The sequence below is a fragment of the Pseudomonas sp. 9.3L genome, from assembly GCF_058536285.1.
The window spans coordinates 576,028-599,532 of sequence record NZ_JBZUBK010000001.1 but is presented as its reverse complement, the minus strand read 5'-3'; the positions used below and the strand labels follow the sequence as shown (position 1 = coordinate 599,532).

The window sequence follows — 23,505 nt, the reverse complement described above, 5'->3', positions numbered from 1 at the left end:
TAGAATCCGAACGTCCACGCCCGGAATAGTTAGCATGTCTTGGTTACTGGCCGCCCTGGCCTACCTGCTCGGCTCACTGTCCTTCGCCATCCTGCTCAGCCGGCGCGCCGGGATGCCCGACCCTCGCGCCAGTGGCTCTGGCAACGCCGGTGCTACCAACATGCTGCGCGTGGCAGGGCGCAAGCTGGCCATACTGACCTTGTTGGGCGACCTGGCCAAAGGCCTGGTGCCCGTGCTGCTGGCCAAGGCCTTAGGGCTTAGCCTGCAGGCCCAGGCCTGGATCGGCCTGTGCTCGGTGATCGGGCATTTGTTTCCGCTGTACTTCAACTTTCGTGGCGGTAAAGGCGTTGCCACTGCAGCAGGCATGCTGCTGGGCCTCTACCCGCCCGCGTTACTGCTGGCAGTGGTGGTCTGGTCGCTGACCTTCCAGCTCACCCGCACCAGCTCCCTGGCGGCCTTGATCGCGATCCCCCTGACCCTGCCCGTGCTAGCCTGGCAAGCACCACAGGCGCTGGTACCCATGGCCGTGCTGACGCTACTGGTGATCTGGCGCCACCGCGGCAACCTCAAGGCCTTGTACGCCGGCCGCGAACGTCACTTTTAACGGCGCCCTACACAGCCTGCAACTGCTCCATGGGCCAGCGCGCATGCACCTGAATACCCAGCGCTTCTTGCTGGCCCGCCAGCAATCGCTGGCACCCGGCGTAGGCAATCATGGCACCGTTGTCCGTGCAGAAGCGCGGGCGGGCATAAAATACACTGCCGCCCAGTTCGCCTGTCACGGCTTCGAGGGTGGTACGCAGTGATTCATTGGCACTTACCCCACCTGCGATCACCAATTGGGTAAGCCCGGTTTGCTTGAGCGCACGCTTGCACTTGACAGCCAGAGTACCCACCACTGCCTGCTCGAAGGCCAGCGCGATATCGCAACGGGTTTGATCGCTGTCATCCCCGGCCGCCTTGCACTGCTGCCACGCCGTAAGGGTAGCGGTCTTCAGGCCACTAAAGCTGAAATCCAGCCCCGGTCGATCAGTCATCGGCCGCGGGAAGGTAAAACGCCCTGGGGTACCTTGCAGCGCCAGCCGAGCGATTTCCGGCCCACCTGGGTACGGCAGGCCCATGAGCTTGGCGGTCTTGTCGAAGGCTTCACCAGCAGCGTCGTCCAGGCTTTCGCCCAGCAGTTGATAGCGGCCAATGCCATCTACCCGTACCAGTTGAGTGTGGCCACCTGAAACCAGCAAGGCCACGAACGGAAACGCCGGCGGCTGGGCTTCGAGCATGGGGGCTAGCAAGTGCCCCTCCATGTGATGCACACCCAGGGCAGGAATGCCCCACGCGAACGCCATGGCCCGGGCACAGGACGCGCCTACCAGCAATGCGCCAACGAGCCCCGGCCCTGCCGTATAGGCGATGGCGTTGATATCACCTGCCACACGCCCCGCTTGGCCGAGCACCTCGCGAATCAAGGGCAGCATACGTTTGACATGGTCACGCGAGGCCAGCTCGGGCACTACACCGCCGTAGACACGGTGCAGGTCGATCTGGCTGAATAGCGCGTCGCCCAGCAAGCCCTGCTCGCTGTCGTAAAGCGCAACGCCCGTTTCATCGCAGGATGTTTCCAATCCCAGTACTAGCATGGGTCTATAGCCTTTGCCGAGGCGGTAACGAAGGCGCGCATAATAGTCGTGAGCCAGCGTGCCGACCAGCGGTTTTCGATCAGAGGCTTTGCATTCCGTTGCGCCAGAGGGTAACATCCGCAACCCTTGAAATCCGACGTATTCCACCGCGCTTTATGCAGGGGTACGTTGCCCCGGTAATGAAATAAGGTAGCCCTGGATGCCAGCCGTCAAAGTTAAAGAGAACGAACCCTTCGACGTAGCTCTGCGTCGTTTCAAGCGCTCCTGCGAAAAAGCCGGTGTACTGGCCGAAGTTCGTAGCCGCGAGTTTTATGAAAAGCCGACTTCCGAGCGCAAGCGCAAGGCTGCAGCTGCAGTTAAGCGTCATGCCAAGAAAGTCCAGCGCGAACAGCGCCGCGCCGTTCGCCTGTACTGATACAAGCGTTCGCTGCAAGCATTTGTCTGGCCCGGCCCTAAAAAGTCGGGCCATTGGCAATTGTGCTTCACAAAATATTGGCGAGTGGCTCTCCTGCCGTTCACCCTGCGCCGGCCGCGCGCCCTCCCTCGCGTCAATCGCGTTCGCACCGTTGAGGGCATGACATGGCCGGGCTTATTCCCCAAGGTTTCATCGACGACCTTATAAACCGCACCGACATCGTCGATGTGGTGAGTGCACGCGTACAGCTCAGAAAAGCCGGTAAAAACTTTACCGCCTGTTGCCCGTTCCACAAAGAAAAAACCCCGTCTTTCAGCGTCAGCCCAGACAAGCAGTTCTATTACTGCTTTGGCTGCGGCGCCGGCGGCAATGCACTGGGCTTTTTGATGGACCACGACAACCTGGACTTTCCTCAGGCGGTTGAGGACCTGGCAAAGGCGGCAGGCATGGAAGTGCCTCGCGAAGAGTCGCGACGCGGCAACAACACGCCGCGCCAGCCTACGGATTCGCCGCTTTATCCACTGCTTACTGCCGCTGCGGACTACTACCGTCAGGCCCTGCGCCAGCACCCGGCACGCAAAAGCGCGGTTGAATACCTCAAGGGCCGGGGGCTGACCGGTGAAATCGCCCGAGACTTCGGCCTAGGCTTCGCACCGCCAGGCTGGGATAACCTGCTGCGTCACCTGAGCAGCGATATCTTGCAACAACGGGCAATGATCGATGCCGGGCTGCTGGTAGAAAACGCCGAAAGCGGCAAGCGCTATGACCGCTTCCGGGACCGGGTGATGTTTCCGATCCGCGACAGCCGTGGCCGGGTGATCGCGTTCGGGGGCCGTGTACTGGGTGACGACAAGCCCAAGTACCTGAATTCCCCAGAAACCCCGGTGTTCCATAAGGGGCAAGAACTCTACGGCTTGTTCGAGGCGCGAAAATTCAATCGCAACCTTGACGAAGTGATCGTGGTCGAAGGCTACATGGACGTCATCGCCCTCGCGCAGCAAGGGTTGCGCAACGCGGTGGCTACCTTGGGCACGGCAACGAGTGAAGAGCACATCAAGCGGCTGTTCCGGATCGTGCCCAGCATTTTGTTTTGTTTTGACGGGGATCAGGCAGGCCGCAACGCAGCCTGGCGGGCATTGGAAGCCGCATTGGGCAACCTACAGGATGGCCGCAAGGCGCGCTTTCTGTTTCTACCCGAAGGTGAAGACCCGGATACGTTGATACGTGCAGAGGGCCTTGACGCCTTTCGCGCCCGTATCGCGCAGCATGCACAGCCATTGGCGGACTACTTCTTCGAACAGCTGACGGCGGAAGCCGACCCTCGCTCGCTCGAAGGCAAGGCCCACTTGGCGACGCTTGCTGCGCCCTTGATCGACAAAGTACCGGGGGCCAACCTTAAAGCCTTGATGCGCGCACGGCTCAGTGAAATCACTGGCCTGAGTAGCGAGGCCATGAACCAGTTGGCGCAGCAGGCGCCCGCGAATACATCGCAAGGCTCAGGGATGGGCGCCCACGGGGCTTTCGAGCCGCCTGATGACTATGCACCGGCCTACCTGGATGCCCCTGCCCCGTTACCGGAGCAGCAATGGCAACCGCCCCAGGTGGGAAGCAAAAAGCGCGACGGCAAAACCTGGGGCCGTGGCGGCCAGCGGCGCGAGTTCGAACCCAGGGCACCGCGTATTCCTACCACGGTGGAGACGCTCACCCTGGGGGCACTGCGTACGCTGCTGCACTACCCGCAGTTGGCGGCAAAAGTTGAAGATGCCAGTCACCTGGCCGATGAAGATCATGTACACGCGCAGTTGCTGGTGGCGCTGCTTGAGGCCTTGCAGAAGAACCCTCAGCAGCGCTCGCTGCAACTGATTGCACGGTGGCACGGCACGGACCAAGGGCGCCTTTTACGCGCTTTGGCCGAGAAAGAATGGTTGATCGACGCCGATAACCTTGAACAACAGTTTTTCGACACCATTTCTAGTCTGTCCGCGCGGCAACGTGAGCGCAGCCTGGAAAAATTGATTCAAAAGGCAAGGCTGGGCGACTTGGATGCAGAGGAAAAAAACCTGCTGCGCGAATTGCTTAGCCGCAACGCAAACGCACAAAACCCGACCTCAACTGGCGCGTGAGGTCCTAGCTCGGGTATAATCCTCGGCTTGTTTTTTGCCCGCCAAGACCTTCAGTGGATAGGGTGTTATGTCCGGAAAAGCGCAACAACAATCTCGTATCAAAGAGTTGATCACCCGTGGTCGTGAGCAGGGTTACCTGACTTACGCCGAGGTCAACGACCACCTGCCTGAGGATATTTCAGATCCGGAGCAGGTGGAAGACATCATCCGCATGATCAATGACATGGGGATCAACGTATTCGAGACTGCCCCGGATGCGGATGCCCTGTTGTTGGCCGAGGCCGACACCGACGAGGCTGCCGCCGAGGAAGCCGCCGCTGCGTTGGCCGCTGTTGAAACCGATATCGGTCGCACCACAGACCCAGTGCGCATGTACATGCGTGAAATGGGTACCGTGGAGCTGCTCACCCGCGAAGGCGAGATCGAAATCGCCAAGCGTATCGAAGAAGGTATTCGTGAAGTCATGGGCGCTATCGCTCACTTCCCGGGTACCGTCGACCATATCCTGAGCGAATACGATCGTGTAACCACCGAAGGTGGCCGCCTGTCGGACGTCCTCAGCGGTTACATCGACCCGGATGACGCCATTGCCAGCCCTTCGGACGCACCGGTTCCCGTGGACCCGAAAGCAGTCGCCGCCGCTAAAGACGACGAGGACGAAGAAGAAGACGCCAGCACCGACGAAGAAGACGAAGTTGAAAGCGGCCCCGACCCCGTTATTGCGCAACAGCGCTTTGGCGCGGTAGCGGACCAGCTGGAAGTCACTCGCAAGGCCCTGAAAAAGCACGGTCGCGCCAACAAGGAAAGCGTAGCGGCGATGCTGCTGCTGGCCGAGTTGTTCATGCCGATCAAGCTGGTGCCCAAGCAGTACGAAGTGCTGGTCGAGAAAGTCCGCGGCGCCCTGGATCGCGTTCGTACCCAAGAGCGCGCAATCATGCAGTTGTGCGTCCGGGACGCCCGCATGCCCCGCGCCGACTTCCTTCGCCTGTTCCCTGGCAACGAGGTTGACCAAGGCTGGAGCGAGTTCCTGGCCAAGGGCAAGGCTAAGTACGCCGAAGCACTCGGTCGCGTACAGGCCGACGTCCAGCGTTGCCAGCAGAAGCTGATCGACCTTGAAGCTGAGACCGGCTTGAACGTCGCGGAAATCAAGGACATCAACCGTCGCATGTCCATCGGCGAGGCCAAGGCCCGTCGCGCCAAGAAAGAAATGGTCGAGGCGAACCTGCGTCTGGTGATCTCCATCGCCAAGAAGTACACCAACCGTGGCCTGCAATTCCTGGACTTGATCCAGGAGGGCAACATCGGCTTGATGAAGGCGGTGGATAAATTCGAATACCGGCGTGGTTACAAGTTCTCTACCTACGCTACGTGGTGGATTCGCCAGGCCATTACCCGCTCCATCGCTGACCAGGCGCGCACCATCCGTATTCCGGTGCACATGATCGAGACGATCAACAAGCTCAACCGTATTTCCCGGCAGATGCTCCAGGAAATGGGTCGCGAGCCAACGCCTGAGGAGTTGGGCGAGCGCATGGAGATGCCTGAGGACAAAATCCGTAAGGTATTGAAGATCGCCAAAGAGCCGATCTCCATGGAAACGCCTATTGGCGACGATGAAGACTCCCACCTGGGCGACTTCATCGAGGATTCCACCATGCAGTCCCCGATCGACGTGGCAACGGTTGAAAGCCTCAAGGAAGCGACCCGCGAAGTCCTGTCCGGCCTTACCGCCCGCGAAGCCAAAGTGCTGCGTATGCGCTTCGGTATCGACATGAACACTGACCACACCCTTGAGGAAGTGGGCAAGCAGTTCGACGTGACCCGCGAGCGTATCCGCCAGATCGAAGCCAAGGCCCTGCGCAAGCTGCGCCACCCTACCCGAAGTGAACACCTGCGTTCGTTCCTGGATGAGTAAGCCACACGCGTAAGCTGCGTTACACGAAACCCCAGGCCTGGCCTGGGGTTTTCGTCTCCGCGTGTTTTAGGGTGTTTAGGTAAGCGGCAGCACCAATCCAAACGCTATTTCAGATAGCACCCAACCCCAACCCCCGTTATAATCGCCCTCCTCTAAAGGGCCTATAGCTCAGTTGGTTAGAGCAGAGGACTCATAATCCTTTGGTCCACGGTTCGAGTCCGTGTGGGCCCACCAACTTCAAAGCCGCGCATTGCGCGGCTTTTTTGTGTCCGGTTGGATTGCTGCGGATAGAGTCCTGTGGTGCGAAGGTACGGAATGGTGGAGCGCTGGTATGTTGGGTACACATGCGGAGCAAACCAAGCTAGGCAGCCAACCTCAAAATTTTCCAAACCGAAAGCAAGACTGAGTCGCCAAACTCGATAAGCTGCCCAACGAACCCTAGATCACCTTGACGATGCGTCAACCGCGCCACAAACTATACGCAGATAACGTACATAAAATGAAAGCAGTGTTTGTTGAGCTTCCCCCGTTTCAGCGGTACCGGCTGGACTATCTGAATGACGATGCCTTTCGTGCTTTCCAGACCGTCCTAATTGAGAATCCCGAAGCGGGCAATGTGATCCAAGGAACAGGTGGCTTACGTAAAATCCGCTTCGCCGATGAGAAGCGCCAGAAGGGCAAGCGTGGGGGCATTCGGATCATTTATTACTGGTGGCTGAGTGGCGCACAGTTCTGGTTATTTACCATCTATGGTAAGGACATCCAAGACGACCTGAGCGAGGCGCAGAAGAAGATTCTCAAGAAGCTGTTAGACACCGAAATTGAGGCGAGGAACGAACCATGAAACGTGACATTTTTGCTGAACTGGTCGAAGGCTTTGAAGCCTTGGCCGATGAGCATCAGGGGAAGCTCACATTGCGCTCCCACAAAGCACGACTCAACGAGCTGCCAGAAGTCAGTGCCGATGAGCTGGTCGGCATTCGCCAACAGCTCAACATGTCCCGCCCGGTCTTCGCGATGTATCTGCGCACCAATACCCGCACCCTAGAAAACTGGGAACAAGGCCGTGCCAAACCAAATGCCCAAGCTGCAACCCTGATCCGCCTCGTACAAAAATATCCAGAAACCGTAGAGCACTTGGCGGCGCTGGCATGATTGCCCGGAGATGAGTGGTAGCCAGTCGAACCAGATCAACTAGGCGAGAAAGCCGTAAGAGTAGTAGTTAGAGGTTAGATGAAAGAGTGATCTCACCCAGCATCAGTGGACAGGGGTTTAAGCACTCATCCGAGCCTCGAAGGCTAGCGGGCTGATATGCCCCAGCGAGCTATGTCGCCGCTGGCGGTTGTAGTCTATCTCGATATATTCGAACACGGCTTCACGTATCTGAGCACGACCGCTGAATCGCTCGCCATGGATGCATTCAATCTTCAAACTGTGGAAGAAGCTCTCCGCGCACGCGTTGTCGTAGCAGTTGCCCTTAGCGCTCATGCTGCATTTGAGTTGATGAGCGACGATCAATTGCTGGTAAGCCGCCGAGCAGTATTGGCTGCCACGATCGCTATGTACGATCACACCTTGAGGCTGTTTACGCCGCCACAATGCCATGCGCAAGGCATCGCAGACCAGCTCGGCAGTCATACGCTCACTTACGGCCCAACCAATCACCATTCGGGAATATAGGTCGATAACCATTGCCAGATAAAGCCAACCCTCATCGGTGTGCAGATAGGTGATATCACCTACCCATTTCTGGTTCGGTGCTGAGGCAGAGAAGTCCTGATTGAGGAGATTCGCGGCTACAGGCAACGTGTGGCGCGAGTAAGTGGTGGCCTTGTACTTCCTGGCGGCTTTGGCACGTAGCCCTTGCCTGCGCACCGAAGCGGCAACGGTCTTGCGATTACAGGGCCGCCCGGCGTCTTGCAGGTCGTACCACAACCGTGGCGCTCCGCTCCGGCCTTTACGAGCAACGAATGCATGGGCAACCTGTTTGTCCAATTCAACACTTCGTTGCAGACGCACTGATGCCCCACATGAGCGCCAGGTGTAGTAGCCACTACGGGCAACGCCCAGCACACGACACATGGCTTTGATCGAGAAATGCGGCGTTTGCGCCTGTATGAAGGCGTACTTCACTTGAGGTTCCTGGCAAAGTACGCGGCGGCCTTTTTTACGATGGCCAATTCCTCTGCCTGCTCAGCCAACTGCCGCTTGAGCCGTGCATTCTCTTCGGCCAGCGACTGCTCGCGCTCGGTATTGTCCTCGGCCTGATGCTTCTTGCTTTTCCAGCCATAAAGCTGTGACGCATGAAGGCTGAGCTGCTCGGCAGCCTTGCTCATGCCGATGCGATCGGCCAAGGCCAGGGCTTCATCTTTGTAGGTCTGCGAGTGCCGGATACGGGTCTGCCTCATCGTCTTTGCTTGGCTTGCCATGGTTCTCCTCGTTATAGTGTATCGCTTAACGGGGTGTCCACTTGGGCTGGGTAAGATCAATCAGTGGTCATAAGTCGATGCAGATGCTGAAGAGTGAACAAGCCCCATGAAAGATAGGACACCGTTTCCCCCTTACGATAAGGGATAGGCAAACGGTTATGTTTATGACTAACAGCAACGATAAGAGTGGGGAGCTTTTGGGCCAGGAGCGGCGACGCCGCTGGAGCCCAGAGCAAAAACTGGCCATGGTTCGCGAGAGTCTTGAGCCGGGGCAAAGCGTTTCGGTGGTGGCTCGGCGCAATGGCATCAATGCCAACCAGCTGTTCCTGTGGCGCAAGCTGTATCAGGACGGCAGCCTGTCGGCGGTCAGTGCTGGCGAAGCTGTGGTGCCTGCCTCCGAGTTGAGCGATGCGCTCAAGCAGATCGGTGAACTGCAGCGGATGCTGGGCAAGAAAACGATGGAAGCAGAAATCCTCAAAGAGGCCGTGGAGATCGCCCGGTCGCGAAAATGGATTGCGCACTCACCCTTGTTGCCGGGGGACGACCAGTGAAGCTGGTCAGCGAATGTCTCGGTGTAGCGCGCTCGCAATTAACGGTTCGAATCAAGCAATCGGTATCGCCCAAAGTACGGCGACGCAGGCCTGTGGACGATGTTGATCTGGTAGCTGAAATCCAGCAACAGGTCAGTGAACTCCCCAGCTATGGCTACTGTCGTGTCTGGGGATTGCTGCGTCGCGCCCGTGAAACGCAGCTGCTGCCAGCGATCAACGTGAAGCGGGTTTACCGGGTGATGCGTGACCACAATCTTCTGCTTGAACGCCGGATCAAACAGCCCGGCGTGCCACGTCGGCACGAAGGCCGTATCGCCGTGAAAACCAGCGACACACGTTGGTGCTCGGACGGCTTTGAGTTCCGCTGCGAGGACGGCGCCAAACTGAGCGTGACCTTCGCCCTCGATTGCTGTGATCGCGAAGCCATCGGCTGGGTTGCGAGCCCGACCGGTTACAGCGGCGATGATATCCGCGACTTGATGCTGGAAAGCGTGGAGAAGCGTTTCGGCGATCAGTTGCCCGCGACGCCGGTGCAATGGCTCAGCGATAACGGTTGCGCCTACACCGCCGAACAGACGCGCCTGTTTGCTCGGCAGATCGGTTTGCAGCCGGTGACCACGCCCGTGCGTAGCCCGCAGAGCAACGGCATGGCCGAGAGTTTCGTGAAGACGATCAAGCGTGATTACGTGGCGCACATGCCCAAGCCGGATCGGGAAACGGCGCTGCGTAACCTGGCGATTGCCTTCGAACACTACAACGAGCAGCATCCGCACAGCGCTTTGAAATATCGCTCGCCGAGGGAGTTCAGGCGCTCGGCGGCAGCATCAATTTAACGGGGAGTAGGTGTCCGGTTTGGTAGGGGCAAGTCCAGGTCCGAAGGTACGAAATCGATACAGCGCATAGCGCAAGATGTAACGATCAGATGTGAAATTCTTTACCTGCTTGTATCTAATGGATATTGTGACCACATTCGCATCTCCGCTAGCTACCACAGCTTCCAAGCTCAGAAATGAGCGCCGAGTCCCTACCTATAGGTACCCACAACCCGTCAATGGGCACCTTCACGCTGGTCAGGGTGGGCATGAGCACTCATACCGCAAAGGATTGAAAAATAGACATGAAGCCCTCTGCTCATCGAATTACGACCTGCTTAAGACTCTTCCGCCCGACCTTCTTCGCCGAATGCTCGGAGCTGGAGGAGGCTCGAATGTTTAGGATTTGAGATGGCTACTCTGAATCCTTTGCTTCGTATGGCTACAATCGCTGGAGTTGAGGTCGCCGTCAGGCTTCACATCTCCAGAGGTGACAATCTCGATGCCCGTGACGGGAGCGGCTGTACTCCTTTAATGCTCGCCGCAGCCCGCAAGAAAAAGGGGGTTCTTCGTTTACTGCTGGATGCAGGTGCTAGCCTGGAACTTATCGATGCTGAAGGCCGAAGCGCGCTCGCTCATGCGTTGAAAGGAGGCTGTCCAGAATGTATCGCAATATTGGAAAGTCTTCCTCGGCCGGAGGAGCTCAATCAAGGGGGTGATGGAGCTGGCCCTCTGGATTTAGGTCCAGGCTCAATGCTTCTCTCGGAAGCTATGCCTGCAGTAATACAAAGCTCCTATGAATTCGATACTACGGCTTTGGAACCAACAGTTGAGGAGCCTACAGGCTCCGGGATAGCAGGTGAGTTCAAGCATCTCGGTGTACTTGGAGCGATTGAAGTCTTGAGTCCTTTCCCCGACTACTTTTATGGTTCGAACGCCCCAGCACACATTCTGGAGCTCGACGATCAGCCTCTAGAGTCGGGGTTCGAAAATCTCTGGGAGGCTGAATCTGAGACAGACGCCCCGACTGGGAATGACTCTATTGCCCCCAGCGTCACCGAGCTGCAGGTGCTTATCGGTCTCCATAAGGCGATTGATACAGACGAAAGCTGGGACGACATCGAACTATTCCTTCCTGAACGATCCCTGCCCCTCGTGCGTGAACACGATGAGGGAATCCGAGGCATGCTATTTCAAGGCATACGGGAAGGATGGGTCCCAGAGGGAGCCCTTATAGAGCTATGTCTCCGGCCAGACGGATCTCGCAATGAGGAGTTTGAAAACCTACTTCACTTTGTTCTGAACGATCTCAGTGTTCGGATCTATGAAGAAGGCCTGGATAACTCCTCTTTCCTGGGCACCCCCACAAGCGACGAAGAGCATTTACTGGCCGAGGTATTGGGATATACGAAGGATCTGGCTTCTGGCAAAAACGACCCCCTACGACACTACGTCAAGTCGTTCAAGGCTAAGCTACTTCGAGCCGATGAGGAGATTGCTTTAGGCAAAGAGATGGAGGAGGCCGAAAGTCTCGCCCTCGATGCTCTTTCATCATGGCCGTATGGTCTTGCGCGCACTTTTGAGGCAGCGGAAAAAGTTGTAAGCGGGGAGGCAGATTACGAAACGTTCAGTTCTGGGAAGGATGCCTCGTCGGATGCCGAAGCCAAATTCGATAGTGCGTTGCTTGACGATGATGCTGATGAAGAAGAGGAGCTTGAACCGGACGCGGCAGCCTTTGTGGCAGCTGTTTCTGAAGCACGGTTGGCTGTTGGCGACCAAGCAAAAGTCCGAGTTGCTTTAGGCAACGCTGGCTTGCTCCGGGGGTTCTTGCTGGAGCTCTCGAAATGCTCCGACACTGATCCTATAAGCTCCTTATTTTCTACTGCTATTCGTCGCCAAGAGGCTGCTCGCGAGAAGATGATCCTCGCCAATCTTCGGCTGGCGTTTTCTATCGCTAGAAAATACCTGTGGTCAGACATTCCGCTCGATGACTTGGTGCAGGAAGGGAATATCGGCTTGATGAAGGCTGTAGAGCGTTTCGATTGGAGGAAAGGTTTCAGGTTCTCCACTTACGCTACTTGGTGGATTCGGCAACAAATTTCGCGCTCTATTGCCAATACAGCGCGTGCCATTCGAGTTCCGTTACATATGCAGGAGCTGGCCCGCAAGACCCTCAAGGAGCGGGCCGAACTGGAGGGGCGCACAGGGAAAGTAGAGACCGAGCGGGAGATATCTATTCGTTCCGGAATCCCGTTGGAGAAGCTCAAACTTCTGCTGAGCACAGTTACGGAGATCACCAGTCTCGACGATTTTCTCCCTAACTCCGACATACCATTGGTGCAGGTCGTTCCGGAAGTGGAAACGTCTGATCCGGCTTTGGCCGCAGAACATGCCTCCCTCCGAGCCATTCTTCTCGAATTGATCAACGGTCTCGATCAGCGTTCTGCTGACGTTGTCATGTTCCGTTTTGGCCTGGGGCAAGAAGATGCGATGACTTTGGAGGAGATAGGAAGCCGGTTTGAAGTTACCCGCGAGCGCATAAGGCAAATCGAGTCGAAAGCCCTGAAAAAGCTGTCTACCCCAGCCAAGAGGGACAATCTTCGCCCTTATATCGGCGATCACTTTGACATATCTCACGTAGGCGACTTGCTTCACCCAGAGATGACCTCCATTCTTTCCGCTTCTAAGCGAGCGAACATGAAAGAATTCGACAGTAGCTCGCCCGAAGATGCCGAGGTAGAGCCTGATGATTTGGCTGAGGCACCATCCCAAGAATTGTCGTCGGAGCGCGCCCTTTTGTCTTAGGGCTCATCATTTTGCCTAGAGTTGATTACCTCAAATGAACGAGAGAACTAGAAGTGCGCCGCCGAGAGCCGGCGCGATGCTTGAGGCGCTCCGGGGGCTTGGATACACAACTGCTACAGCGCTGGCAGATGTTATAGATAACGGTATATCTGCCGGGGCGTCCAATATCCATGTGCGGTTTGACTGGGCTAGTGAACGCAGCAAGATTTCGATTTTGGATGATGGTCGAGGAATGAGCGACTCTGAGCTTGAGTCTGCAATGACCCTCGGTGCAAGGAATCCGCTTGAAGAGCGTTCTGCTTCAGATCTTGGCCGCTTTGGTATGGGGTTGAAAACAGCGTCTTTTTCACAGTGCCGTCGCCTTACCGTCGTTTCCAAGACGTTAAATGAACAAGCCTCCTGCCTGCGGTGGGATTTGGACGCAATTGCTGCTGCACCAGATCTTGGCTGGATAATGTTTGAAGGGCCTGCTAATGGCTCCGAGGCATCGATTACTTCAATGAGTTCGGCAACCTCCGGAACGCTTGTTTTGTGGGAATGCCTAGATCGGATCGTCACACCAGGCTACAGTCTAGATCACTTCGCTGACCTTATAGATGATGTGGAAATGCGGCTGGCGATGGTTTTCCATCGGTTTCTTGAGGGACCGACCCCCTCCCTGCAACTGTTTATAAACGACCAGAAGGTGAACCCTTGGGACCCCTTTATGATTGGGCATCCTGCTAAGCCTTGGCATTCGCCTGTAGCCAAAATCTCGCTGAACTCAGGGGCAGTCGAGGCGCAATGTCATGTTCTCCCCCATAAGGATCGACTCTCTGAGGAGGAGTTTCGTGGAACAGGCGGTCCGGAAGGCTGGACTTCCCAGCAGGGTTTCTACGTATATCGGAACCGCCGTCTCCTTCTCGCTGGTGGTTGGCTGGGCCTTGGACAAGGACGGGCCTGGAATCGAGAGGAATCGCATCGGCTTGCACGGATAAGGCTGGATATCCCTAACACTGCGGATGCTGATTGGAAAATCGACGTTAAAAAATCGACTGCCAGGCCCCCGGTAACTGTTAGGGCTTGGCTCACTAAGCTGGCTGAGGATACGAGAGGGAGAGCCCGAAGGGTGTTCGCTTTCCGTGGCGCGTCGATGCCTGTCTCGGCCGGCCCTCCGCTTGAGCAAGCATGGCGGGTTGAGAGGCTCAAAGATGGCGTGCGCTATCGCATCGACAATGGCCACCCCGCGGTAGCGGCCGTCATCGAAGCCGTTGGTGCTCGCGCTGATCTTGTCCGAGCGATGCTTCGCCTCGTTGAGGAGACAGTGCCAGTCCAGCGCATCTGGTTGGATACTGCGGAAAACAAGGAAACGCCTAGAACCGATTTTGAGGGAGAGCCGAATGCCGCCGTCATTGAAGTCGCAAGCGTCTTTTTTAATGACTTGAGGGATCGCAAAGGGTTGAGCCTCGAAGAGGCGCGCAAGTCGATGCTCAGAACCGTTCCATTTCAAAAATACCCAGCGCTGGTCGCCAAATTGGGAGGGTCGGAATGACTTCAGCGGAAGAGGCAGCAGCGCAAATAGAGCTGTTGGAAAACGTTATAGCTACTGCACAGCGGTTGGTGAAGGCAGAGAAGGATAAGTCAAAAGTTACGCCTGCTTTCATCGCTGAAAAGGTCAAGCTTGCGACGGCAATGTTTGCGGAAGAATCCTTTCCTGATGTGGATGAAGGAAAAGCGGTTGTTACGTTGATTCAGCGCTTCAGTCATTGGGTTGGCAAAGCGACCACACTTAAGGACAACACCGGTCATTTTGACTGGCTCACTTCTGCCCGCAAACAAGATTGGCACTACTGGAGGCGCTACGGAGACTACTTGGAGTCGAAACTTTCGGATACGGTTGTCGAAGGGCTCGATGAGGCTACTGACGACATACTTGGTCTACTGGAAGACCCTTTGCGCGAAGATAGCTGGGATAGGAGAGGTCTTGTCGTCGGGCACGTCCAGTCGGGCAAAACCAGCAACTACTCAGGGCTTATATGTAAGGCGGCTGATGCGGGCTACAAAATTATCATCGTGCTCGCGGGTATGCATAACAATCTGCGTTCGCAAACACAGATGCGATTAGAAGAAAGTTTTCTTGGTTATGAAACGACCGTTGATCGTGATCCCGGAATGCCTATTGGGGTGGCAGAATTTGGAGAGGATTTAAAGACTAATTCAGCCACTACGCGAGCCGAAAATGGAGACTGGGCCTGTCAGATTTTTTGTGTGCGGGCCGGTAACGGCCTGCCGTTAGGCAAGCCATGCTTTACCAGGTCGGCCTGATAAATCGATCTCCGTACAGAACCGCGAACTGATTCATCGCGTTTTTCCAATCATGGGCTGCGTTGCCCCATTTGGCCGTGATATTGCGTAACCCCAGCCAGATCAGCTTGGTCGCGGCCTCGTCGGTCGGGAAGTGACCTCGGGTTTTAATGATCTTACGCAACTGCGCATTGATGCTCTCGATGGCGTTGGTCGTATAGATCACTTTGCGGATGGCAGGCGGGAACACAAAGAAGGGAATCACTCGATCCCACGCGCGTCGCCAAGCCGCCACGACTGTGGGGTACTGCTTGCCCCAGGGCCCATGTTCAAAGGCATCCAGCGCCTGCTCGGCCGCTTCGGCGGTGACCGCCCGATAGATCGGCTTAAGTGCCTTGGCCAATTCGCGGCGCTTATCCCAGGCCGCGTAATCAAGGCTGTTGCGGATTAAATGAACAATGCAGGTCTGCAAGGTCGTCTTTGGAAACACGGCGCTGAGGGCTTCTGGCATGCCCTTGAGGCCATCCGTCACCGCGATCAACACGTCTTCGACGCCGCGTGTCTTGAGGTCGTTGAAGACCTTCATCCAAAACTTGGCGCCTTCCGTGGTTTCGATCCAGATGCCAAGGATATCGCGGGTTCCGTTGGGCAATACACCCAGCGCCAGGTAGATCGCCTTGTTACGGACCAGCCCCTCTTCACGGATTTTGACCCGCAGGGCATCGAAGAAAATAACGGGATACATCGGCTCCAGGGGCCGCTGTTGCCACGCGCCGATCTCTGCCATGACCTCGTCAGTTACAGAGCTGATGAAGTCCGGCGACACGTCCGTGCCGTACTGCTCGCAAAGAAACGCACGGATCTCTCTGACGGTCATGCCACGGGCATACATGGCGATGATCTTGTCGTCAAAACCGGTGTAACGTCGCTCGTGCTTGGGAATCAGGATGGGGGAGAAACTGCCATCTCGATCACGCGGAATCTCCAGCCGAATCGGGCCATCGCCGGTTAGAACCGTCTTGCCGCTTTTACCATTGCGCTGGTTGGTTTCATCCTCCGGCCGCTGCGCGCCCGATGGATAGCCCAGATGGTGACCGAGTTCGGCACTCAGGGCGCGCTCGATCAAGGCTTTCTTAAACGCCGCAGAGGCCATCTCGATGGCATCAGCGGTCATCAACCCTTCACCGAAAGACTCAAGCAGCTCTTTCGGGATTTTGGGCAGATCTCTCAGTGGTTGGCGCGCAGGTTTCTTTTTGGTCGGCATACATGCTCCTTTTGCTCATGTTATGCCCGAACACAAAATTTCTGACAGTCCCTGGAGACTTCAATAAAGCTATTGCCAAGCACTTTCACGGAATTTCGCCTGAAGAGCGACCCTGGCTATTTGTGGTTAAGAAGCAAAAAACTGTTCTGACCGCTTTGCTTGATTGGATTCAGAAGCGTGTCGCCGATAGCAGCGATTCGAGCAATGGTCGCAAGTTGGTGACGAAGCTGCCTCTCTTGGTTATTGATGATGAGGCTGATAACGCCTCAGTGGATACAGGGGAGCAAATATTTGATGATGAAGGCTCCCCCGATGAAGAACATCAACCGAAGACCCTCAACGGTCTTATTCGCCAAGTACTTCACTCGTTTACGCGCAAAGCCTACGTCGGTTACACAGCTACACCTTTCGCCAACATTTTCATTCATCACAAAGGGACGACGGTTAAGGAAGGGCCAGACCTATTTCCAAGATCATTCATCATCAACCTTGCGGCTCCTTCCAACTATGTAGGGCCTGCCCGCATGTTTGGGAAGATGACCAAGGAGGGTCGCAAGGGCGCGCTACCGCTTTCTCGAGACATTCTTGATCACTATGATCCTGAAAGTGATTCGGGGTGGATGCCACCGAAACACAAAAAAACGCACGTCCCTACCTACCACGGACAGGAGCTCATCCCTCCGTCATTGAACGAAGCTGTATGTGCTTTTGTGCTGGCCTGTGCTGTTCGCGAGCTGCGTAACCAAAAAGATCAGCACAGCTCCATGTTGGTTCATGTGACTCGCTACGTAGACGTGCAGAATCACGTGCGGGAGCAGATCGAAGAAGCAGTGCGCCGTATGCGACAAAAAATCACCAGAGGCTTTGGTGCGGATGACTTGTTAAGTCAGCTTCGCTCGCTCTGGGATAGAGACTTCCTTCCGACTAGAGATCAAGTGTTGGAGTTGTCGTCTGTCGAAGAGCATCCGCCAACCATGCCGAGCTGGGATGACATAATAACGATTTTGCCTAATGTGCTTGCTGACATTCAAGTCAGGTCAATCAATGGAACCGCTAAGGACGCGCTCGACTATGCAACGCTTGGTGCTGCACTGAAAGTTATTGCGATAGGCGGCGATAAGCTTGCTCGAGGACTTACCTTAGAAGGGTTGTGCGTAAGCTACTTTGTTCGTACTACAAAAATGTACGACACGCTCATGCAAATGGGCCGTTGGTTCGGCTACCGCCCCGGTTATTTGGACCTGTGTCGTTTGTATACGTCATCTGATTTGGTTAGTTGGTTCTGTCACATCGCCGATGCGTCGGAAGAGCTTAGGGATGAGTTTGATTTTATGGCCGAAGCCAAGCTAACTCCAGAGCAGTACGGACTAAAAGTAATGTCGCATGAGGTGCTCACGGTCACCTCTCCGTTGAAGATGCGTAACTCGCAGACACTCTCATTGAGCTACAGCGGTACGCGACCGCAGACAATTCTTTTTCATCGCAACGCTCGAATCCAACAGCAGAATCTCGACGCCACTGACGCGCTTATTGAGTCCCTTTCAGGCCCAAGTATAGTGCCTAAATATGGCAGAAACGGTGAGTCCGACTCGTGGCCAAATGCTCGCCTTTGGAAAGACGTCGATGCGTCTAAGGTGCTCTCCTTTCTAGAGGCTTACACGACCCATCCAAATGCTACCAGTGCCAAGGCTGCTCTTTTGTCCGAGTTCATAACGAAAATGGTCGATATTGGACAGTTGAGTAGGTGGAGCGTTGCGCTATTGGGTGGGGGGAATGGGGTTGGCGACGAGCACACGTTCCCGGGCGGCGTACCGTCAAAAAACTTCTCCATTCGCAAGACTGAAGACCCTGATAATCCAGAGAAATTAGACCCTAGTAATTTTGCTATTGGAGTGCTCACCGATCCGAAGGACGAAGGAGTCGATATTGGTGATGATGTATGGCGCGAAGCTCTGGCTTTGACTCGTGCGGCTTGGAAGCCAGAGCCTGCTCGAGGCAGAGATACAATCCCGAATTTTCCCAGCGGTAAGGGCATTCGCGAAGCTCGCGGAAAGCTGGGCGGTGAGGCTGATCGAGGGGTCCTGATGCTCTATCCGCTTACTCCATACTTCTATAAGGACAAAAGTTCCAAAAGGCCTATTGTTCCTGGCTGGACGAAGCCAATTATGGCTTTTGCCATCGCATTTCCCGCAAGCAAGAACACGATAAGCGTGGAATATGAGGTCAATCTCCTTTATTGGATGCAGGAATATGGCCCGTCTGAGTGAAGAGTTTTTGTTGGCATGGTCATCGCTCTCAGGTAACGAGTCGTTACCTGGATGGAACGCCATTTCTCTGCCTCCTGCCGGCCCTGTGGAAGTACAAGCTGGTCGACGTTCTCCGACGAACTCGGAGGCCGTTCTGTTCTGCTTTCCGTATGCCGCGCTCGCTCTATCTGAGAAGCTTCCCGAGGGGAACGGATTCTCGCTCGAAAGGACAGACTCGATTGCAGGTATGGGCGCGAGGTTAGCGCTCAGCCGCAGATCGGAAGGCAGCCCGGAGTTGTTCGCCTCGATGGTGTGCGACATCGTCGGGGCACTGGATGAGGCAGTGGCTGGCGGTGACTCAGAGGCAAGGTTGTTACGTGTATTAATCGGACGGGTAATTGCTTGGCAACGATTTATGTTACGAGGACACCCCTATCTTGGAGCTGAAGCGGAGCTTGGATTAGCGGGAGAACTCACATTTTTGACCATGTTGCTGGATTTGAACATCACATCGGATCTGGTGCTGAGCGCTTGGGTGGGGCCTGATGATGCTCCGCAAGACTTTTTACTAGGATATGGGGCCGTTGAGGTCAAGGCTACGATGTCCTCCTCGGGGTTGCCTGTAAAGATAGGTTCGCTAGAGCAATTAGATGACACTGTTGCATCGCCATTATTTCTTGCCGCTCTGAGATTTGCGCCGAGACAGGAAGGACTCAGCGTGCCCGAGATAATCTCAGGAGTTGAGCACCGACTCAGCGGTGATTCTGGTGCAGTGAATATCTTTCGGGAAAAACTCTTGGCTGCCGGCTATACCGATGCCCACTCAAGCAAATACACCCGCAAATTTGAACTGAGAGAAATTCGAGTTCTTTCCGTGTCGGAGGGCTTTCCACGCCTTACTCCCGGGGCCGTCCCCAATGGAGTAATGCGAGCTCTTTACGAAATCAACCTGGACCATGCTAGAGACTTCCTCTCGGATCTCGACGCGGCTCTGGAGCTTCTAGGAGTTATCGCATGACGCTTGATGAATTTCTCGCTGAGACCAAGGGCGAGATCGCAGTGCAGATGAATGAGGGATCCCCTTTCGCTGAGCTTGTTTTCGCAGAAGTAGTTATGCAGCACCTTGTTGATGCTGGAATGACTTTCGAGCCAGTGATTTGCCACTTCCAAGGAAAGATTGGCAATGCCAATTTGCGTCTTAGCGGATACGCAATGTCTGAGGACGCAGACCAGCTCGACTTATTCGTGAGCCTTTATGAGGGGTTCGACGTACTAAGCTCTATCTCCGACCAAGATGCGAAGACCGCTGCAGCTCAGTGTGTACGTTTCCTGGAGTTGTGTGCTGCAGGAAGAATTGCGGATAAGCTGGATCCCTCCAGCGACGTCCACTCGTTGGCATTAACCATCAGAGAGATTTACGACGAGCTTGAGCAGGTTCGTGTTTACGTCCTTACGGATGGGATTGCCAAGTCGAAGAGTTTCAAATCCAGAGATGTTGGTGGTAAAGATGTAAAACTTGAAGTCATGGATATCGAGCGCCTGTTCCGTCACAAGTCGGAAGGAAAGCCGCGTGACGAGCTGGTGATTGACTTCAAAGAGGTTTCTGGATCGCCATTGCCCTGCGTTTTCGTACCGGGGGAAACTGGTGATTATGATTACGCGCTGACTGCTATCCCAGGCGAGGCACTTCGATTTGTGTATGAGAAGTTCGGGCCGCGCCTGCTGGAAGCAAACGTCCGCTCTTTTTTGAGCGTCAAGGCCAAAGGCGTAAATGCCGGGCTACAGAATACTCTTCGAAATGCGCCGGAGAGGTTCATGGCCTACAACAACGGGATAGTCTTAGTTGCCGATGAGATGCGGCTTGATCGTGCTAGCGACGGTTCGCCTGGAATTGTTTGGCTCCGTGGTATGCAAATTGTAAACGGTGGTCAGACTACCGCCTCTATTTTTTTTGCGAAGAAGAAGTACTCTGATACAGATCTGACCAAGGTTCGTGTTCCCGCAAAGATCATTGTTATGAAAGAGGCGGACCCCGCAAAAGAAGAGGCGCTCGTCTCCGATATCTCGCGTTATGCGAATAGTCAAAATTCGGTTCGCCAATCAGATCTTTCAGCTAACAAGCCTTTCCATGTTGATGTGGAGCGACTGTCCCTTTCAGTTTATTGCCCAAATGGGACTGGAAGGTGGTTCTATGAACGAGCCGCTGGCAGCTACAATACTCTTCTCGCACGGGAGGGCGTGACTCCGGCGAAGCTGCGAGTCTTGAAAGATTCCGTGCCCGCTGGAAGACGAATCACCAAAACCGAACTGGCAAAGTACTTCATGGCTTGGGACGGACAGCCAGATGTAGTAAGCCTCGGCTCGCAGAAATGCTTTGACCGATTCATGTCGAGCATGGCTGATTCAGAAGCCGGATGGGGGGCGCATGCTCCTGACGTCACTTATTTCAAATCGATTGTTGCCAAGACTCTTCTGTTCAAAACGGTCCATAAGGCCGCGCGACCTTTGGTTCCGGCATTTCTCGCAAACGTCGCAGCCTATACCGTTGCATTAATATCCAAGTCCTACGGCGAGTGGTTTGACCTCGATCGTATCTGGAGCCGACAAGCGGTATCACCTCAACTTGTAGAGCAAGCAAAGATTTGGGCTCGCGAGGTCTACGACCGTCTCCATGAAACTGCAAATGGAAAAATGATTTCCGAGTGGGCGAAGCGTCCGGAGTGTCTTGAGGCCATGTTCTCTCGACCTTTCTCCTCGCCAGTTATTGATATTCCAGAAGCGCGCCGGGGAGGCCAGTGACGGATATCGTCGATGCACCCTCCCGGAGTCGCATGATGTCCGGGATACGGGGAAAGAATACCAAGCCAGAAATTCTTGTGAGAAGGGCTCTCTTCAAGGTTGGTTTCCGCTTTCGATTACATCGCAGAGATTTGCCAGGTGCCCCCGATATCGTGCTGCCGAAATGGAAGGTCGCAATCTTTGTACATGGTTGCTTTTGGCACCTGCATTCCGGATGCGCAAACGCGAAAATTCCAGCTACTCGTACGGAGTTCTGGGCGGCGAAGCTTGGTGCCAACGTCGAGAGGGATCGGAAAGCTGTTATACGCCTGGCTGAGACAGGATGGAGAGTACTTGTAGTATGGGAGTGCTTGACAAGAGATAAAGATGGGCTGAAAGCTCTGCCCGACACTCTGTCTGAGTGGATCAGAGGCTCTGAGCGCTCTGGCGAACTTTCCCCGCCCGATATGAATCAATGACTGTCGCCACAATGGCCGCTATTTTACGGGCCAAGAGCGGGGGGACTGCATTTCCTATCTGATTGTACTGTTGTGTGGTGTTGCCTTCGAAAAAGTAATTGTCAGGGAAGGTCTGCAGCCTTGCAGCTTCACGTACCGTCAGACTGCGGCATTGGCTTGGGTCAGGGTGAATGTAGTAATGGCCATCTTTCGATATATGGGCAACTATCGTTGTTGATGGTCCATCAGCCATCTGAACTCTGAATCTGTCGCAGAAAGGAACAGACTCGGACGTGACGTTTTCGTGAGCAGGAAGAAACTGCTTGGGGAACTGCTGGATCTTTGGCGACGTTCCATGAAGCTTTGCGTAGCTAGCTGCGTAGATATATCTATGCAGGTCGGAACGCATGTGACTTCGGGCTTTGTGCTGGAGAACCCCTTTCAGCCGGCGGTCTAAGTACCACTCCCGCTGTTTAGGCGTCATTTTGGTGACTGCGCTCCAAGAAATAAATTTTCCGCCGCTCGAGGCAAGCCTGCTTGCGTCCGTCGCAGCTTTTTGCATTATGTCTAGCAGGCTCCCATTGCCTGCAACGTAATGTCGTAGGAGAAGTGTGTGCGCTTCCTGTAACGCAGCAAGCCACTCTTCTAAAGAGTCTTTGCCACGCGAAATCTCGCTCCTAAGGGGTGGAAGCCCAGATAGCGCTTGCTCAACAGTGAAGGGTGCTTGACTGCGCTCTAGAACAAGATTTTCCGGGCGCTCCAACAGTGCAGGACAAGTCAAGGCAACGTCCGCACGGATACCAAACAAAATTACTCTGTGACGGGCTTGAGGAAGCCCATAGCGCTCGGCCTGAATCACAAAGTCATGAGGTTTAAGTTTTTCCACATCTTCAGTTACCACAAAAGACCGGATGTGATAAGCCAGCCCCTCTGCGGGACCAGACAAGTCGCTGAGAATTTTTTGAAAGATATGCGAGCCGCTGTGCTTAGAGGAAAGCATGCCCTTTACGTTTTCCATAACGAAAATCGTAGGCTTGAACTCTTGGATGATTCGCAAGTATTCCTTGTATAGGAAGTGCTTCTCGTCGCTTTCGAAAGCCTCTTGGCTCTCTTTCGTGCGGCGCGCTCGGCCCGCAACGGAGTACGCCTGACAGGGAGGACCGCCAATTAAGACCCACTCCTGCGCGCCGTTCAAAGCGTCTCGGATCCACTGATCCACCTGCTCTGGCGCTACTTTTCCTAGCTCAGCCTGTTTCGCTTCTCGCGAGGCCTCTATCGCTTCAGTTGGAATGCTTGGATGAGCGAAAAGCTCAGCGCGATTTATTTCCCCGCGCACATACTGATAGTAAGCTTCAGGAACTTCGCCTTTTGGGAAGGCGCGAAATAGCGCTCGAAGGGACAGCGTAGCGTGTGCAATAGCATCTTTCTCTATCGACACTCGGAGTCGGAATTTTTGCCTTCCCTTCTCACTGCCGCCAATAGAAGAGAATCCTTCTCCGAGTCCGCCCGGCCCGGCGAACAGGTCAACGACCGGGATAGATTCCTTATAATTCATTGAGTTAGCCAATGCGCCTGAAGCGGGAGTGGGAGGCATTTTCTAGAGCTATGGAGCTACTGCCTCCAGACCCTTAGGAAGGGAAAGATGCCGCAGAATGGTACCGTTTCGCCAGATTGCGAGCAAGGATACAGGTAAGAGCAACCATAATCGTACCTGTCACGCCTCAGAAAAGGGTAATGCTGCGTTCACAATCCAACAAGGCCGAGGGCAAGAAGCACAAGAAAAACCAAT

Annotated in this window: 18 protein-coding genes and 1 tRNA gene; 15 read left to right on the top strand and 4 right to left on the bottom strand. The window is 55.1% G+C overall.

Going from position 1 to position 23,505, the window contains the following annotated elements; genetic code table 11:
• Positions 1-34 precede the first annotated feature (34 nt).
• Positions 35-604, top strand: a complete 570-nt coding sequence (plsY, locus tag AC4LE2_RS02585) for a glycerol-3-phosphate 1-O-acyltransferase PlsY (protein ID WP_491823959.1) — start codon at positions 35-37, stop codon at positions 602-604.
• Between the two features lie 7 nt (positions 605-611).
• Here the strand turns inward: plsY and tsaD are convergent, their stop codons facing one another.
• Positions 612-1,637, bottom strand: a complete 1,026-nt coding sequence (tsaD, locus tag AC4LE2_RS02580) for a tRNA (adenosine(37)-N6)-threonylcarbamoyltransferase complex transferase subunit TsaD (protein WP_491823958.1) — start codon at positions 1,635-1,637, stop codon at positions 612-614.
• Between the two features lie 199 nt (positions 1,638-1,836).
• On the opposite strand from tsaD, the gene rpsU reads away from it, so the two are divergent.
• From rpsU to AC4LE2_RS02550, 6 genes are all read left to right on the top strand, one after another.
• Positions 1,837-2,052, top strand: coding sequence for a 30S ribosomal protein S21 (gene rpsU, locus AC4LE2_RS02575; RefSeq protein WP_002551877.1), 216 nt, complete (start codon positions 1,837-1,839; stop codon positions 2,050-2,052).
• 164 nt (positions 2,053-2,216) lie between these two features.
• Positions 2,217-4,175, top strand: coding sequence for a DNA primase (dnaG, locus tag AC4LE2_RS02570; protein ID WP_491823957.1), 1,959 nt, complete (start codon positions 2,217-2,219; stop codon positions 4,173-4,175).
• A gap of 67 nt (positions 4,176-4,242) precedes the next feature.
• Complete coding sequence (gene rpoD, locus AC4LE2_RS02565) at positions 4,243-6,090, top strand: RNA polymerase sigma factor RpoD (RefSeq protein WP_491823956.1); 1,848 nt, start codon at positions 4,243-4,245, stop codon at positions 6,088-6,090.
• A 157-nt stretch (positions 6,091-6,247) separates the two neighbouring features.
• A tRNA-Ile gene (locus tag AC4LE2_RS02560) sits at positions 6,248-6,324 on the top strand.
• A gap of 265 nt (positions 6,325-6,589) precedes the next feature.
• The gene (locus AC4LE2_RS02555; protein ID WP_491823955.1) at positions 6,590-6,934 is read left to right on the top strand and encodes a toxin; all 345 of its coding nucleotides are present in this window, start codon (positions 6,590-6,592) and stop codon (positions 6,932-6,934) included.
• The gene (locus AC4LE2_RS02550) at positions 6,931-7,245 is read left to right on the top strand and encodes a helix-turn-helix domain-containing protein (protein WP_491823954.1); all 315 of its coding nucleotides are present in this window, start codon (positions 6,931-6,933) and stop codon (positions 7,243-7,245) included. Before AC4LE2_RS02555 ends, AC4LE2_RS02550 begins: the two co-directional genes overlap by 4 nt.
• A 117-nt stretch (positions 7,246-7,362) precedes the next feature.
• Here the strand turns inward: AC4LE2_RS02550 and AC4LE2_RS02545 are convergent.
• A protein-coding gene (locus AC4LE2_RS02545; protein ID WP_491823953.1) for an IS3 family transposase occupies positions 7,363-8,519 on the bottom strand; the annotation gives its coding sequence in 2 pieces (ribosomal slippage) (positions 7,363-8,252 and positions 8,252-8,519; 1,158 coding nt in all).
• A gap of 164 nt (positions 8,520-8,683) precedes the next feature.
• Between AC4LE2_RS02545 and AC4LE2_RS02540 the strand changes: the two genes are divergently transcribed.
• The 4 genes from AC4LE2_RS02540 to AC4LE2_RS02525 all read left to right on the top strand — a co-directional run bounded on the left by AC4LE2_RS02540 (position 8,684) and on the right by AC4LE2_RS02525 (position 14,991).
• Positions 8,684-9,903 (top strand): IS3 family transposase gene (locus AC4LE2_RS02540; protein ID WP_491823952.1). Its coding sequence is split into 2 segments (ribosomal slippage): positions 8,684-9,029 and positions 9,029-9,903, totalling 1,221 coding nucleotides; the frame shifts between segments, so codons are not numbered across the junction.
• 390 nt (positions 9,904-10,293) lie between these two features.
• Entirely contained in the window at positions 10,294-12,687 is a 2,394-nt protein-coding gene (locus tag AC4LE2_RS02535; protein ID WP_491823951.1) for a sigma-70 family RNA polymerase sigma factor, read from the top strand.
• 76 nt (positions 12,688-12,763) lie between these two features.
• The gene (locus AC4LE2_RS02530) at positions 12,764-14,218 is read left to right on the top strand and encodes an ATP-binding protein (RefSeq protein ID WP_491823950.1); all 1,455 of its coding nucleotides are present in this window, start codon (positions 12,764-12,766) and stop codon (positions 14,216-14,218) included.
• Positions 14,215-14,991, top strand: coding sequence for a hypothetical protein (locus tag AC4LE2_RS02525; RefSeq protein WP_491823949.1), 777 nt, complete (start codon positions 14,215-14,217; stop codon positions 14,989-14,991). The genes AC4LE2_RS02530 and AC4LE2_RS02525 overlap by 4 nt, the downstream gene beginning before the upstream one ends.
• On the opposite strand, the gene AC4LE2_RS02520 is transcribed toward AC4LE2_RS02525, so the two are convergent.
• Positions 14,975-16,234, bottom strand: coding sequence for an IS256 family transposase (locus AC4LE2_RS02520; RefSeq protein ID WP_491823948.1), 1,260 nt, complete (start codon positions 16,232-16,234; stop codon positions 14,975-14,977). The genes AC4LE2_RS02525 and AC4LE2_RS02520 overlap by 17 nt on opposite strands.
• Positions 16,235-16,236: 2 nt before the next feature.
• On the opposite strand from AC4LE2_RS02520, the gene AC4LE2_RS02515 reads away from it, so the two are divergent.
• Genes AC4LE2_RS02515 through AC4LE2_RS02500 form a run of 4 tightly spaced genes read left to right on the top strand, consistent with a single transcriptional unit; the run spans position 16,237 to position 21,737 of the window.
• Positions 16,237-18,501, top strand: a complete 2,265-nt coding sequence (locus tag AC4LE2_RS02515) for a Z1 domain-containing protein (protein ID WP_491823947.1) — start codon at positions 16,237-16,239, stop codon at positions 18,499-18,501.
• Positions 18,485-19,498: a PD-(D/E)XK motif protein gene (locus AC4LE2_RS02510; RefSeq protein ID WP_491823946.1), complete on the top strand. Its 1,014-nt coding sequence runs from the start codon at positions 18,485-18,487 to the stop codon at positions 19,496-19,498. The genes AC4LE2_RS02515 and AC4LE2_RS02510 overlap by 17 nt, the downstream gene beginning before the upstream one ends.
• Complete coding sequence (locus AC4LE2_RS02505; RefSeq protein WP_491823945.1) at positions 19,495-21,279, top strand: AIPR family protein; 1,785 nt, start codon at positions 19,495-19,497, stop codon at positions 21,277-21,279. Before AC4LE2_RS02510 ends, AC4LE2_RS02505 begins: the two co-directional genes overlap by 4 nt.
• Positions 21,276-21,737, top strand: coding sequence for a very short patch repair endonuclease (locus AC4LE2_RS02500; protein WP_491823944.1), 462 nt, complete (start codon positions 21,276-21,278; stop codon positions 21,735-21,737). Before AC4LE2_RS02505 ends, AC4LE2_RS02500 begins: the two co-directional genes overlap by 4 nt.
• Here the strand turns inward: AC4LE2_RS02500 and AC4LE2_RS02495 are convergent.
• The gene (locus AC4LE2_RS02495) at positions 21,685-23,271 is read right to left on the bottom strand and encodes a DNA cytosine methyltransferase (RefSeq protein ID WP_491823943.1); all 1,587 of its coding nucleotides are present in this window, start codon (positions 23,269-23,271) and stop codon (positions 21,685-21,687) included. The genes AC4LE2_RS02500 and AC4LE2_RS02495 overlap by 53 nt on opposite strands.
• Positions 23,272-23,505: the final 234 nt, after the last annotated feature.